The sequence below is a fragment of the Pseudomonas sp. MDT1-16 genome, assembly GCF_054898115.1.
Genome location: NZ_CM142717.1, coordinates 578,198 through 590,341, shown reverse-complemented (window position 1 = coordinate 590,341; position 12,144 = coordinate 578,198). Strand labels below are relative to the sequence as shown.

Sequence of the window (12,144 nt, the reverse complement as noted above, 5' to 3'; positions counted from 1 at the left end):
GGCTCTCTATTTATGAAACCGTCCTTCCAGACGATGACGGGAACCGGGGTGGATCAAACGGGCGGCGGTCACCGGCTGACGGCCGGACCAGGTGCGGCGACGAATCAGCAGGCACGGCTCGCCCTTTTCAATCTGCAGCAACTTGCATTCGCTGGCCTCGGCCAGGATCGCCTCGACCACATGCTCGCCTTCGGTCAGCGGCGCGACCTGGTTCAGATAGGCGTATGGCGTTTGCAGGGTGAAGTCCTGCTTGAGGTAGTCCGGCGCCACCAGTGCGTTGACGAAACGGTCTTCGATTTGCACCGGGATATCGTTTTCGAAATGCACGATCAGCGAGTGGAAAACCTTCTGGCCTTCGCGCATGTCCAGCGCCAAGGCGCGCTCGGAACCGGCGGCCTCTTCTTCGAGGGTGATGACCTTGCAGGTATGACGATGGCCACGGGAGGCGATTTCGTCGGCGATGTTGTGCACTTCAAACAGCGCGGACTGACTTTTCGGCTCGGCGACAAAAGTCCCGACACCTTGCATGCGCACCAACAGACCGTCGGCGGTCATCTCGCGCAGGGCGCGGTTGATGGTCATGCGGCTGAAACCCAGTTGGTTGACCAGCTCGCTTTCCGACGGAACGCGGTAGTGCGGCGGCCAGTTTCCACTGTCGATTTGCTGGGTGATCATCTGTTTGACGCGGGCGTACAAGGGCGCCGGACTGTCGCCCATGTGTGCGGCCAACGGAGAGACTGCAGGCGGAGTCGGCACGGTTAATCCTTGTTCGTTGAAGAGAAGTTGCTAGCTTGCCGGAGTTTACCGAGCAGGCAAACGTCTGTATATGTATATACAAATAACACACGATGGGGTGCTGAACCATGTCCGCCTTCTTTGCCGAACGCGCGCTGCTGCCTAGTGGATGGGCCAACAATGTACGTCTTGAGGTCAGCGCCGGTGGCGTGTTGACCCATATCCAGGCCGATTCCCACGCAGATGGCGCCGAACGGCTTAGCGGTCCGCTGCTGCCTGGGATGCCGAATTTACACTCCCACGCCTTCCAGCGGGCCATGGCCGGGCTGGCGGAAGTGGCAGGTAATCCGAACGACAGTTTCTGGACCTGGCGCGATTTGATGTATCGCCTCGTCGGAAAAATCAGCCCGGAGCAGCTCGGCGTCATCGCTCGTCAGCTGTACATCGAAATGCTCAAGGCCGGTTACACCTCGGTCGCAGAATTTCACTACGTACACCACGACACCAACGGTCAGCCGTACGCCGACCCGGCCGAACTGGCGCTGCGCATCTGCCAGGCCGCCAGTTCAGCCGGCATCGGCCTGACCCTGCTGCCGGTGCTCTACAGCCATTCCGGCTTCGGTGGCCAAACGCCGAACGACGGCCAGCGCCGCTTTATCAACAGCACCGAAAACTACCTCAAGCTTCAGTCGCGCTTGCAGCCGATCCTGGCGCAGAAACCGGCGCAGTCGCTGGGTTTGTGTTTCCACTCGTTGCGTGCGGTAACACCGCAGCAAATCAGCGAAGTGCTGGCCGCCAGCGACAAGCAGTGCCCGGTGCACATTCACATCGCCGAGCAACAGAAGGAAGTCGATGACTGCCTGAGCTGGAGCGGTCGCCGTCCGCTGCAATGGCTGTACGAAAACACCGAGGTCGATCAACGCTGGTGCCTGGTTCACGCGACCCACGCCAACCCGGAAGAAGTCACGCTGATGGCCAAGAGTCGCGCCATCGCCGGTTTGTGCCTGACGACCGAAGCCAACCTCGGCGACGGTATCTTCCCGGCGGTGGATTTCCTCGCTCAGGGCGGGCGCATGGGCATCGGTTCCGACAGCCATGTGTCATTGAGCGTGGTGGAAGAATTGCGCTGGTTGGAATATGGCCAGCGCCTGCGCGACCAACGTCGTAATCGTTTGTATGGCGCGGATCAGCCGATGGTTGGCCGCACGCTGTACGACGCAGCGCTGGATGGCGGGGCTCAGGCGTTGGGTCAGCCGATTGGCGCGCTGGAAGTTGGCAAACGTGCGGATTGGCTGGTGCTGGATGGCAACGATCCGTACCTGGCGACAGCCAGTGGCGACGGGATTCTGAATCGTTGGTTGTTTGCCGGTGGCGACCGCCAGGTGCGGGATGTGCTGGTCAACGGCCAGTGGGTTGTGCGTGATGGGCATCATGCCGGGGAAGAAGAAAGCAACCGCGCCTTCACCCAGGTCTTGCGCGATCTCCTGGGCTAATCCCTCATTGATCGTTCCCACTTCGCGCGGGAACGATCAGTAGCGGAGTAATCAGTTCGAAGTCTTGGCCATCTGCGTATCGGTCGCGCGCCAAATCAGTCGCGTGGTGTCGTAGCCCTGCTGACGTGCCTTGCTCAGCAATTCCTCACGCACAACGCCATTGACCGTCGGGGTCCGTGACAGCAGCCACAGATACTTGCGGCTCGGATCGCCAACAATGGCGGTCTTGTAGTCATCGCTGACGTACAACACCCAGTACTCGCCCTTCGCAACACCCGGTATCAGCCGCGAAAACCAGTTGTCGAACTCGACCCACAATTTGTCGGTCTTGCCCGGCACCTGTGGCCAAGCCGTGCCTTTGGCCTCTTCCCATTGCCAGTCCGCCGTCAGACAGCGGTTCAGTACCAACACGTCGCCGTCAGGCTTGAGCGTGTAATGGGCTTCGGATTGCGCGCAATTGCGCTGGAAATACATCGGCAGACGGGCCAACTCGTACCAGGTCCCTTGGTACTTCTTAAGATTGACGCTGTTGACAGTTTTCGGTGCCAACGAATCTACGCCGGAAGTGGCGCAGCCGGCCAAAACCAGGCCGGCTAAAAGGACTATCAGTAACCGTTTCATTGTTTTTCTCCCGTGGGCGCTTAGCCCCGGATTACTTCAGGCCTTGGCCGGAAAACATCAGCACTTGGTCACCGGCGTACTGCACGCTGATAAAACTGTTCTTGTCACCCCAGGTACAACTGGACATGCCGAGCGCGCCCGAGCAGTCGGTGGGTTTGCCCAGCAAGGTTTCTACCTCGGCCTTGGGCATGCCTGACGACAGCTTCGAGTAGTTTTCCTGATTGACCTTGCTGCACGCGGCCAACAACACGCAGAACGAAAGCAGGGCGATAGAACGCAGCGACATTGTGTAGCTCCTGGGGCGAAGGGGAATGGCATGACTGCCAAGCTGAAGCTTAGAAGAGAAAACCCCTGTCTGGTTCCGTGGCTGGCCGGCTATTTGTGGGCCGCTCGTCTGTCTTTCGTGAAATATCAGGAACTTTCGTTGGCTGTTGAGTGTTTCGTCGGTTTTCGCAAAAGCCGCCTAATCTTTGCCGCCGCTCAGTCGACATATAAGCAGCGCAAGCCCACGACTGTGGCAAATTGACGCCCCTTTGTTGACCAGCCTCTTCGCGGTAGTTCATTTAATGACCAAAAACATGAAGTTCAGCCACAAGATCCTGTTGGCTGCTGCCCTCGTGGTGGCCGTTGCGTTCGCTTGCTTCATCCTCTTCAACGACTACCGCCAACGGCAAACCTTGCGCAGCAGTACCGAATCCTCGATGCAGGAGCTCGGCAGCCTGACCACCAGCAACATCCAGACCTGGCTGGAAAGCCGCATTCAGTTGCTGCAATCGCTGTCCCAGCAGATCTCGGTGGACGGCAGCGCTCAGGCCAACCTCAAGCGCGCCATCGACCTGCCGGCCTACACCAGTAATTTTCAGCTGAGCTACTTTGGTGGCTCCGACGGCGTGATGTTTTCGGTCCCGGCGGGCAATCGTGCGGCGGATTACGATCCCCGCGCCCGTGGCTGGTACAAGGCGGCCAACAGCGCGCAACAGACCATCGTCACCGAACCGTACATCGCCGCGTCGTCGGGCAAACTGGTGATCACCGTCGCCACGCCGGTGAAACATCAGAATCAAATGATCGGCGTCGCCGGCGCAGACATTGACCTGTCCAGCGTCAGCGCGATCATCAACTCGCTGAACTTCGGCGGCCACGGCCATGCCTTTATCGTCAGTGCCGACGGCAAAATCCTGATCCACCCGGACAGTAAACTGGTACTCAAGAGCCTGACCGACGCCTACCCGAACGGCGCCCCGAACGTCAGCCCGGGCATGAAGGAAGTCGAACTCGACGGCAAGACTCAATTCATCTCCTTTACACACGTCAACGGTGTGCCCTCGGCAGACTGGTACGTGGCGCTGGTGCTGGATCAGGACACCGCGTTCTCGATGCTCAGCGAATTCCGTACTTCGGCGATTATCGCCATGGTCATTGCCGTGGTGATCATCATCGCGCTGTTGGGCATGCTGATCAGCTTCTTGATGCAGCCGTTGCTGACCATGGGCCGCGCCATGCATGACATCGCCGAAGGTGAAGGCGACCTGACCAAACGACTGACCATCCACGGCCAGGACGAATTCGGCGCGCTGGGCACCTCGTTCAACCGTTTCGTGGAGCGTATTCACACCTCGATCCGCGAGGTGTCCTCGGCCACTGGCCTGGTCAATGAAGTCGCGCTGCGTGTAGTTGCCGCGTCGAACTCGTCGATGTTCAACTCCGACCAGCAAGCCTCGCGTACCAGCAGCGTGGCCGCAGCCATCAACGAGCTCGGCGCCGCCGCCCAGGAAATCGCCCAGAACGCCGCCCTCGCCTCTCAGCATTCGAGCGATGCTCGCGCATTGGCCGAAGACGGTCAGCAAGTCGTCGATAAAACCATCGCGGCGATGCAGCAGCTCTCGGCGAAGATCAGCGATTCGTGCGGCAACATCGAAACGCTCAACAGCAACACCGTGAACATCGGGCAGATTCTGGAAGTGATCACCAGCATCTCCCAGCAGACCAATTTGCTGGCCCTCAACGCAGCCATCGAAGCGGCTCGTGCCGGTGAAGCCGGTCGTGGTTTTGCCGTAGTGGCCGACGAAGTGCGTAACCTCGCACACCGTACCCAGGATTCGGCGCAGCAAGTGCAGAAGATGATCGAGGAGCTGCAAGTCGGCGCCCGGGAAGCCGTGAGCACCATGACCGACAGCCAGCGCCAGAGCGAAAGCAGCGTCGGCATCGCCAACCAGGCGGGCGAACGTCTGGGCAGCGTGACTCAGCGGATCGGTGAGATCGACGGGATGAACCAGTCGGTGGCCACAGCAACGGAAGAGCAGACGGCGGTGGTGGAGTCGATCAACGTCGACATCACCGAGATCAACACGCTGAATCAGGAAGGTGTGGAGAACTTGCAGTCGACCTTGCGCGCGTGTGCCGATCTTGAGCGGCAGGCGGCGCGGCTGAAGCAGTTGGTGGGTAGCTTCAGGATCTAACGCGTTATTGAGGGCCTCATCGCGAGCTTGCTCGTGATGACGGCCTAAGCCGCAACGAAGAGTTAGAACCGAGACCCAGGCCCGCTCAGAAACTCAATTTCCTCAGCCGTAGATTCCCTTCCCAACACCGCATTCCTATGCGGAAACCGCCCAAACCGCGCAATCACCTTTTGATGCCGCTCGGCATAATCCAGGTTATCGGCAAACACCGCTCGGTCAGCTACTGGCTGCTCGGCAACCAGCGCGATAAACCGCGAGACGGCTTCATTCTGCACCGCCAGATTCTCGCAATGCTCAAACACCAGATAGATAAATACCCGCTGTAGGGGTCGCAACTGCCGATCGAAATCCGCAGCGATGCCTTGCGCCACCAGCGCCTGAGCCCTGAGATCGCCTGCAAAAGATTTTGGAGTGTCGCGAAAGATCATTCGCGGGAGTTGATCGAGCAGTAGCACCAGAGCCAGCCAACCTTCGGGGCGTTGCGCCCAGTCGGTCAATTCGCCGGCCAGTGCCTGCTCGACCCAGTCCCCGAAACGCGTCTGCGCTTCGAGGTCCTGGCTGTCGCGCTTGCCGAACCATAACTTGCCCTTGTCAGCCGCTACTTCGTTGGGTGATTCGGAGTTTCCAAACCACCATTCGAGCAACGGCTGCCAGGGCGCGGTCATGTTTATTCCTTGTGGTAAGCCGTGACGCGTGCGACTTCTTCTTTCGAGCCGAGGAACACCGCTACGCGCTGGTGCAGGCCTTCAGGCTGAATGTCGAGAATGCGCTGGTGACCATCGGTGGACGCGCCGCCCGCTTGCTCAACCAGGAACGACATCGGGTTGGCTTCATACATCAAACGCAGCTTGCCCGGTTTCGACGGTTCGCGGCTGTCGCGTGGGTACATGAACAGACCGCCACGGGTCAGGATGCGGTGCACGTCGGCAACCATCGCGGCAACCCAGCGCATGTTGTAGTTCTTTTTCAGCGGGCCTTCGTCGCCCGCCAGCAATTCGCCGACGTAGCGTTGTACCGGCGCTTCCCAGTGACGCTGGTTGGACGCGTTGATCGCGAATTCCTGAGTGGACTCCGGGATCGTGATGTCTTCGTGAGTCAACACGAAGCTGCCCATTTCACGGTCCAGGGTAAAGCCTTTCACGCCATCGCCCAGGGTCAGCACCAGCATGGTCTGCGGGCCGTAGATGGCATAACCGGCGGCTACCTGCTCGGTGCCTGGCTGCAGGAAGGCCTTTTCGTTCAGGGCTTCGTTCTGGCTCAGGTATTCGTTCGGGCAACGCAGCACCGAGAAGATAGTACCGACCGGTGCGTTGATATCAATGTTCGACGAGCCGTCCAGTGGGTCGAATACCAGCAAGTACGCGCCTTTCGGGTATTTGCCTGGGATCTGGTAGGCATTGTCCATTTCTTCGGACGCCATGCCCGCCAGGTGACCGCCCCATTCGTTGGCTTCGAGCAGGATCTCGTTGGAGATCACGTCGAGTTTCTTCTGCACTTCGCCTTGGACGTTTTCGGTGCCCATGCTGCCCAGAACACCACCGAGGGCGCCTTTGGACACGGCGTGGCTGATTTCCTTGCAGGCGCGCGCCACCACTTCGATCAGGAAACGCAGATCGGCAGGCGTGTTGTTGCTACGGGTCTGCTCAATCAAATAGCGACTCAGGGTAACGCGGGACATGGAAGGCTCCGGTGGAATGGGGGGGCTAAAAACCCGCGCAGTTTAACGCGAGTCGGGGCGCATTTCCTCCTATCAGACGTGTTACACCCAATAGAGTTCATGCACCCGGTTGAGCGTAGTTCGAAACCGCCCGGATGTGCACCGGGCGTTGCTGCCAGTTTCAAGGCTTGACCGGCGGCTTGCGCAACAGACTGAATGCCATCCCGGCCAGAAACAAAACGCTGAGCAGCAACACCGCCCACAACCCGAACTTCTTCCAATGGGTGTCAGTCGCAGCAGCCGTTGTCACTGTCGACGCCGGCGTGACCACCGCCCCGCCCTCCACCGTAGCCTTGCCCAACGTCGCCAACTTTGCAGCGCTGTAATCCGGAATCAACGTCGACAGCGGCAGGCTCGCCGCCTTCACCGTGGCACTTCCGAGTGCGAGCGTATAAGGCCCCGCCCCGCGCGCCAGAAACACCAATTGAGTGGAGCGCACGGCGAACCGCACAGTCGGAGCCTCGGCCCCCAGACCGCCACCGCGCTCGTCCACCGTCAGCTTCAACTGCTGCACGGTTTGCCCTGACAGCTGCAATTCGTTCTGCACCACGTCCTGGCCATTCTGGGTCAGGCGATAGAGCAAACCGCTGCTCAGCGGCTGCCACGGCAGGCTGCTTTCCCGACGACCGGACAAGGTCACTGGCGCCAAACTGTTGGGCTGACTCAACTCGACCTGCAAGCGCTCGACATTCAGCCCCATGGGTAATTGCCAGGTGTATTCACCCGCCTTCACGCTGCTGCCGGCCAGCGGTTGTGACCAGACCAGCGGTAGCGGCAGGCTGCGGGTCTTGGCGCTTTGCAGTTGCGCCGAGGTCAACGTCGGGGCCGATTGCGGCGTGTTCCACAGCAAGCGCAGATAACGGGCCGATTGACCCGGCAGAGCGACTTCATGCTGCTCGACCCGTTCATCGGCAAACGTCAGGCGTGCCACCTGACCTTCGCCCCACGACTGCCAATGTTGCAAGTCGTCGCTGGCTTCGATGGAGAAACGCTGGAAGCCGTCGCGTTCGCTGGTCCAGTCGAGGATCAACTGCTGCAACGGTGCTTTAATGCTGCTGGCGTCGAGCAACCAGCCGCGCAGCATTTCTTCGCCCGCCTCCAACTGACTGGACGGCTGCACTTCGACCAGCGTGCCGTTGGCATTCGATTGCACCCGCACGCTCGGTGCGTGCTCGGTGGAATCCGCCGAGTTGTACAGCGGGAACCATTTCACGTCGGTCAGGGTGCGGTTTTCGCTGGTTTGCGCTGGCGCGCGGGCCAAGGAATAAGCCTGAGCCTCACCGGCGGCATTGAACACGCGCACATCGCTGAGATCGGTTTGCCGCGCATTCAATTGCACACTCAAGGGCAATTCGAGGCGATACCACGGGCCTTCGCCGCTCACGGACAACGGCACTTGGGTGGCGAAGTCCGCCGGTTTTTCCTGAGCACTGGCCGACAGCGCCACACCCAGCGCAACAGCGCCCAACCAACCCAAGTTCAGCTTCTGACTCAAGACGACACTCCTTCGGTTTGCGGGGCCGGTTTTTCAGCCTCCGGCACAGACTCGGCGCGCTTGGGCGGCAACGGGGCGAAATAGCCCACGACCAACAGCAACACGCCAACGCCGATAAACGAGACGATCCGGGCGAGTCCGCCGCGGTTACTCAACTCGACAAAGAACAGTTTGGCCACCACCACACCGATCAGCCCCGCACCGATCAGCCAGACTTCGCGGCGATCACGCAGATGACCGCCGATCATCAGACTCAAGGCCATCAAGGTCCAGACGATAGACAGACCGGCCTGCACCCGCATGGATTCGAGCAACGCCTCCAGTTCGAACGGCACACCGCCCCAATGGTGGGCTGTGCGCATCACCAGCGCAGTAAAGAACACAAACAGCGAGGCGCCAGCGATCAGTTGCGTGGCGTGATCAAAGTAGTCCTTGCGAATCGCCAGTTGCGTCACGGCGCTGCGGGACCAGACATAAACCCCGAACAGCGCAAACAGCAAACCCAACTCCAGCGGGTTGATCAGTGGCACGTAAGGCAACGGCTCGGCGGTGCCGTCGCTGACGACGTTCGCCAGCCAGAACCAGCCGAGCATCAGCAACGCCAGAGGCGCGGCGGCATAGACACGGTATTCGCGCGGATAAGCCGATACCGGCCATGGCCAGCCACGGGGGGCCGCCATCAGCACCAAATACAGGCTCGGCAGAATCGCCCAACCCAACCAGCGCCAGGCGTTGTACTGCTCGGACAACAGCAACAGGCCGTAACGCAGCTCCAGGGCCAGCACGCCGATCAACAGCCAGCAACCGAGCACGTGGGCGGTACTGAGGGCGCGCGCCGGCAGCATCGGCGCCAGACGTCTTAGAGAGATGAAATGCACAACGAACACGGCCGCCCATACCAGCCAACCCACATTGGCCGCCGGGTGATAACGCGAGTGCCACGCAGCAAGCAACACCAACCCGGCAGCAGGAATCAGCAAGGTGCAGAGTAAGCCCAGCGCCGACCATTTCGAACGCAACGCCAACACCGTCCACAGCGCAACGCTCAGCGCCGCAACGGCCAGCAGCAACGTCGCTTGCAGATTCAGCGGTGCAAAGCGCAGCACTTCGCTGATCCACGCCAGCGCCCACCAGCCCGCTCCCCACACCAGCAGCACTTCGGACAAACGCTGCAAGCTCAGCACATCAAACGCCGAGGCATGGTTGCCGAGCTGCAAGCGCCACGCTCCGACCATCGCGGCCAAGCCCAACACCAGGGGCGTCCAGAAGCCGCTATGGGCCAGAGGTTTCAAACCTTCGCTGGCCAGCGGCCCGAGCAGGTCCGGACCGGCGAACAGGAACGCCGCGCCGCCAATCACCTGCAACAGCAGACCGAAGACAAAACTCACGCGCTGCTTCAGGTACAGACTCAGCCAAATGATGAATAGACCACTGGCCGCCCATACCGCACTCGCCGTTTGCCATGGCAGGACGAACAGCACCGCCAGATTGATCAACACCAGACCGGCCAGCAGCACCACCGACAAGCCGCGCAGCAATCGCACGTCACTTCGGACCATCTGATCGCGAGCCGCCAACAACATGCCGGCGATCAACGCCAGGCCGATCAAGGACGCGCTGAGCAAACCGCTCCAGCCAGCGCTGAACACGGCGGCAGACTCACCGCTGGAGCCTTGCAGCCGCAGCAGGAACAACGCACCGCCGAGCAATTGCACGGCGAACGCGGTGAACAGGAAGGTGCGCGATTGCAGACGCAAGCCGACAAACAACGTCGCCAACCCCGCCAGTGCCCAACTGATCGCGGTGCCGTGGGTCAGGAAGAACAATGGCGCCAGCAGATAGAGGAAGGTCAGACCGAGGCAGGCCAATACGGGCAGCCCTTTGCGTTCCCATTCCGACGCTTGTTCGGGCAAGGCTTTGCGCAATTGATAGAAGCTGAACAACAACGCCGCGCCGAGCATCAACGCGCCCAGTGGAGCGCCGTCGAGCAAGCTGCTGTCGCCGATCCGCAATTCGCTGACAAACGCCAGGGCCGAGCCCAATTGCAGCAGCAAGGCAAAGGCTCGGGCCAGCGGTCGTTGCTGACGCAGGCCAAGCCAGAAGATTCCGGCGCCTTCGACGGCCCATGCAGCAGCGGTCCAGCGCGCATCGAGCCCCAACGGAATGGCCAGGCTGGCGAAGATCACGCCCAGCGCCAGACAGGTTTCCGCCAGCAGCAACGCTCGTCCGCCCATCAGCAACCGTGCCAGGCCCATGTAAATCATGCCCAACGCCAACGCGCTGAAGGCAGCGGCAAACTCGAGATGCTGAACCAGAGCGAACTGCAAACCGAAGCCCACCAACGGAGGACCGAACAGCATCGTGCCGTCGACGTAATCACCCTTTTGCGTCGACCAGCGCAGCAGCGCCTCTCGGCTGTCATCCTCGGGTGCATCGCTCATTTCCAGCAGCTTGCGCCGAGCGAACAGCAGGCCGATGGCCAGGTACATCAGGAAAAACACAATCAGAAACGGCTCGGTGCTCCACAACAATTCCGGCGCGTAGGAACGCAGGCCCCAGGCGAAACCGATGCCGAAGGTGCCGACGAAGCCGATCAAGTTGAGCAGCCGCCAGGCCTTGAACCAGGCGATGGCGAGGATGCCGGCGTTGAGCAACGCAAAGTAGCTAAACAGCGCGACAGGGTTGCCGGCGCCGGTGGAGGTCAGGATCGGCGCCGCGAAACCGCCGAGTGCCGCAGCGGCGGCGAGACCCAGCGCGTCCTGGGTGATGGCAAGAATCGCCGAAAACACCGTCACCGCGACCAGCAGGCCCAACGCTGCAGTAGGATCGAGCAGCGGATGCAGGCGCATTGCGGCAAACACCGTCAGGTACAGCACCGCGATCCCGGTGCCTTGCAGCATCAACGCGTAATGGCTGTTGCGCAGTCGCAGCCACCAACCCAGGCCAAGCAAGCCCAACGCAGCCGCCGCGACACCGGCGTAACGCAACTCGATCGGCACCACCATGCCTTCGGTGGCGTAACGCAGCAGGAACGCCAGACCGAGAAACAACAGCACCACACCGACCCGCAGCACGGTGTTGCCGCCGAACAGCCAGTTGCGGGCGCCGCTGATGGCGCGCTCGATGACATTCGGACCGCGCGGGATGACGGGCTGTTGCGGCTCGCGGGCGACTGGCTCGGGTTTCCAGGGATCGTCGCGCAGTGGACGTCTGGTTTCAGCAGCGGCCGCGGTGATCGGTTCGAGTTCGGGAGGGAGTTCCCAGATCAGCCCCGGGGCCTCAACAGGGATTTCGTCGAGAATGAATTCAAGAGGTGCGCCGGCCTCGCTGGCAACGGGTTCACTGATTTGCGGCGCTTTGACGCCTGACACCTCCAGCAATGCCAAACGCTGCTCGACCGCACTCAGCGCCACCTGCACCTGTTCAAGCAGCCGGCGCTGCTCGACAGTTTGTGAATCCAGGCGGCCAATGCGAATGGCCTGGCCAATTCCCAACCCGAGCAGCCCGCCCAGCAGCGCATCGCTGAACGACTCGTCGAGTATCCAACCCAGCACCAGCCCAATCAGCATGAACATCCATTGCATTGTCGATATCCCTAAGCGCAGTGGCCAATCCGGCGAACTG

Annotated in this window: 10 protein-coding genes and 1 pseudogene; 4 read left to right on the top strand and 7 right to left on the bottom strand. The window is 60.9% G+C overall.

Annotation, left to right across the window (positions count from 1 at the left end; all coding sequences use genetic code 11):
* Positions 1 to 6: 6 nt before the first annotated feature.
* Positions 7 to 717, bottom strand: a complete 711-nt coding sequence (hutC, locus tag ACYZT3_RS02685) for a histidine utilization repressor (protein WP_177326944.1) — start codon at positions 715 to 717, stop codon at positions 7 to 9.
* Between the two features lie 146 nt (positions 718 to 863).
* On the opposite strand from hutC, the gene ACYZT3_RS02680 reads away from it, so the two are divergent.
* Entirely contained in the window at positions 864 to 2,228 is a 1,365-nt protein-coding gene (locus ACYZT3_RS02680) for a formimidoylglutamate deiminase (RefSeq protein WP_462031451.1), read from the top strand.
* Positions 2,229 to 2,279: 51 nt separating this feature from the next.
* On the opposite strand, the gene ACYZT3_RS02675 is transcribed toward ACYZT3_RS02680, so the two are convergent.
* Together ACYZT3_RS02675 and ACYZT3_RS02670 are read right to left on the bottom strand one after the other, a co-directional pair.
* Positions 2,280 to 2,849: a lipocalin family protein gene (locus ACYZT3_RS02675; RefSeq protein ID WP_282377312.1), complete on the bottom strand. Its 570-nt coding sequence runs from the start codon at positions 2,847 to 2,849 to the stop codon at positions 2,280 to 2,282.
* Positions 2,850 to 2,880: 31 nt separating this feature from the next.
* A complete protein-coding gene (locus tag ACYZT3_RS02670; RefSeq protein ID WP_131061244.1) occupies positions 2,881 to 3,135 on the bottom strand; it encodes a hypothetical protein in 255 nt (84 codons plus the stop codon).
* A gap of 30 nt (positions 3,136 to 3,165) precedes the next feature.
* Between ACYZT3_RS02670 and ACYZT3_RS02665 the strand changes: the two genes are divergently transcribed.
* The 3 genes and pseudogenes from ACYZT3_RS02665 (at position 3,166) to ACYZT3_RS02655 (ending at position 5,308) form a co-directional block, all read left to right on the top strand.
* A complete protein-coding gene (locus tag ACYZT3_RS02665; RefSeq protein ID WP_462031450.1) occupies positions 3,166 to 3,375 on the top strand; it encodes a hypothetical protein in 210 nt (69 codons plus the stop codon).
* A gap of 40 nt (positions 3,376 to 3,415) precedes the next feature.
* Positions 3,416 to 4,450 (top strand): annotated as a pseudogene (locus tag ACYZT3_RS02660) (HAMP domain-containing protein); the annotation flags it as partial.
* A gap of 93 nt (positions 4,451 to 4,543) precedes the next feature.
* Complete coding sequence (locus ACYZT3_RS02655) at positions 4,544 to 5,308, top strand: methyl-accepting chemotaxis protein (protein ID WP_462032330.1); 765 nt, start codon at positions 4,544 to 4,546, stop codon at positions 5,306 to 5,308.
* Between the two features lie 62 nt (positions 5,309 to 5,370).
* On the opposite strand, the gene ACYZT3_RS02650 is transcribed toward ACYZT3_RS02655, so the two are convergent.
* The 4 genes from ACYZT3_RS02650 to ACYZT3_RS02635 form a co-directional block, all read right to left on the bottom strand.
* Positions 5,371 to 5,973 (bottom strand): DUF924 family protein, encoded by a 603-nt coding sequence (locus ACYZT3_RS02650; protein ID WP_282377314.1) that lies wholly within the window; start codon positions 5,971 to 5,973, stop codon positions 5,371 to 5,373.
* Between the two features lie 2 nt (positions 5,974 to 5,975).
* Positions 5,976 to 6,986, bottom strand: coding sequence for a class 1 fructose-bisphosphatase (locus ACYZT3_RS02645; protein ID WP_282377315.1), 1,011 nt, complete (start codon positions 6,984 to 6,986; stop codon positions 5,976 to 5,978).
* A 160-nt stretch (positions 6,987 to 7,146) separates the two neighbouring features.
* A complete protein-coding gene (locus tag ACYZT3_RS02640; RefSeq protein ID WP_462031449.1) occupies positions 7,147 to 8,520 on the bottom strand; it encodes a DUF3999 domain-containing protein in 1,374 nt (457 codons plus the stop codon).
* Positions 8,517 to 12,104, bottom strand: a complete 3,588-nt coding sequence (locus ACYZT3_RS02635) for a DUF2339 domain-containing protein (RefSeq protein WP_462031448.1) — start codon at positions 12,102 to 12,104, stop codon at positions 8,517 to 8,519. The genes ACYZT3_RS02640 and ACYZT3_RS02635 overlap by 4 nt, the downstream gene beginning before the upstream one ends.
* Between the last annotated feature and the right edge of the window lie 40 nt (positions 12,105 to 12,144).

What these genes read in the sequence shown, in the direction of transcription:
- ACYZT3_RS02670 (WP_131061244.1), bottom strand. Translation starts at nt 3,135, where the DNA reads ATGTCGCTGCGTTCTATCGCCCTGCTTTCGTTCTGCGTGTTGTTGGCC.
- ACYZT3_RS02635 (WP_462031448.1), bottom strand. Translation starts at nt 12,104, where the DNA reads ATGCAATGGATGTTCATGCTGATTGGGCTGGTGCTGGGTTGGATACTC.
- hutC (WP_177326944.1), bottom strand. Translation starts at nt 717, where the DNA reads ATGGGCGACAGTCCGGCGCCCTTGTACGCCCGCGTCAAACAGATGATC.
- ACYZT3_RS02650 (WP_282377314.1), bottom strand. Translation starts at nt 5,973, where the DNA reads ATGACCGCGCCCTGGCAGCCGTTGCTCGAATGGTGGTTTGGAAACTCC.
- ACYZT3_RS02680 (WP_462031451.1), top strand. Translation starts at nt 864, where the DNA reads ATGTCCGCCTTCTTTGCCGAACGCGCGCTGCTGCCTAGTGGATGGGCC.
- ACYZT3_RS02645 (WP_282377315.1), bottom strand. Translation starts at nt 6,986, where the DNA reads ATGTCCCGCGTTACCCTGAGTCGCTATTTGATTGAGCAGACCCGTAGC.
- ACYZT3_RS02655 (WP_462032330.1), top strand. Translation starts at nt 4,544, where the DNA reads ATGTTCAACTCCGACCAGCAAGCCTCGCGTACCAGCAGCGTGGCCGCA.
- ACYZT3_RS02675 (WP_282377312.1), bottom strand. Translation starts at nt 2,849, where the DNA reads ATGAAACGGTTACTGATAGTCCTTTTAGCCGGCCTGGTTTTGGCCGGC.
- ACYZT3_RS02665 (WP_462031450.1), top strand. Translation starts at nt 3,166, where the DNA reads ATGACTGCCAAGCTGAAGCTTAGAAGAGAAAACCCCTGTCTGGTTCCG.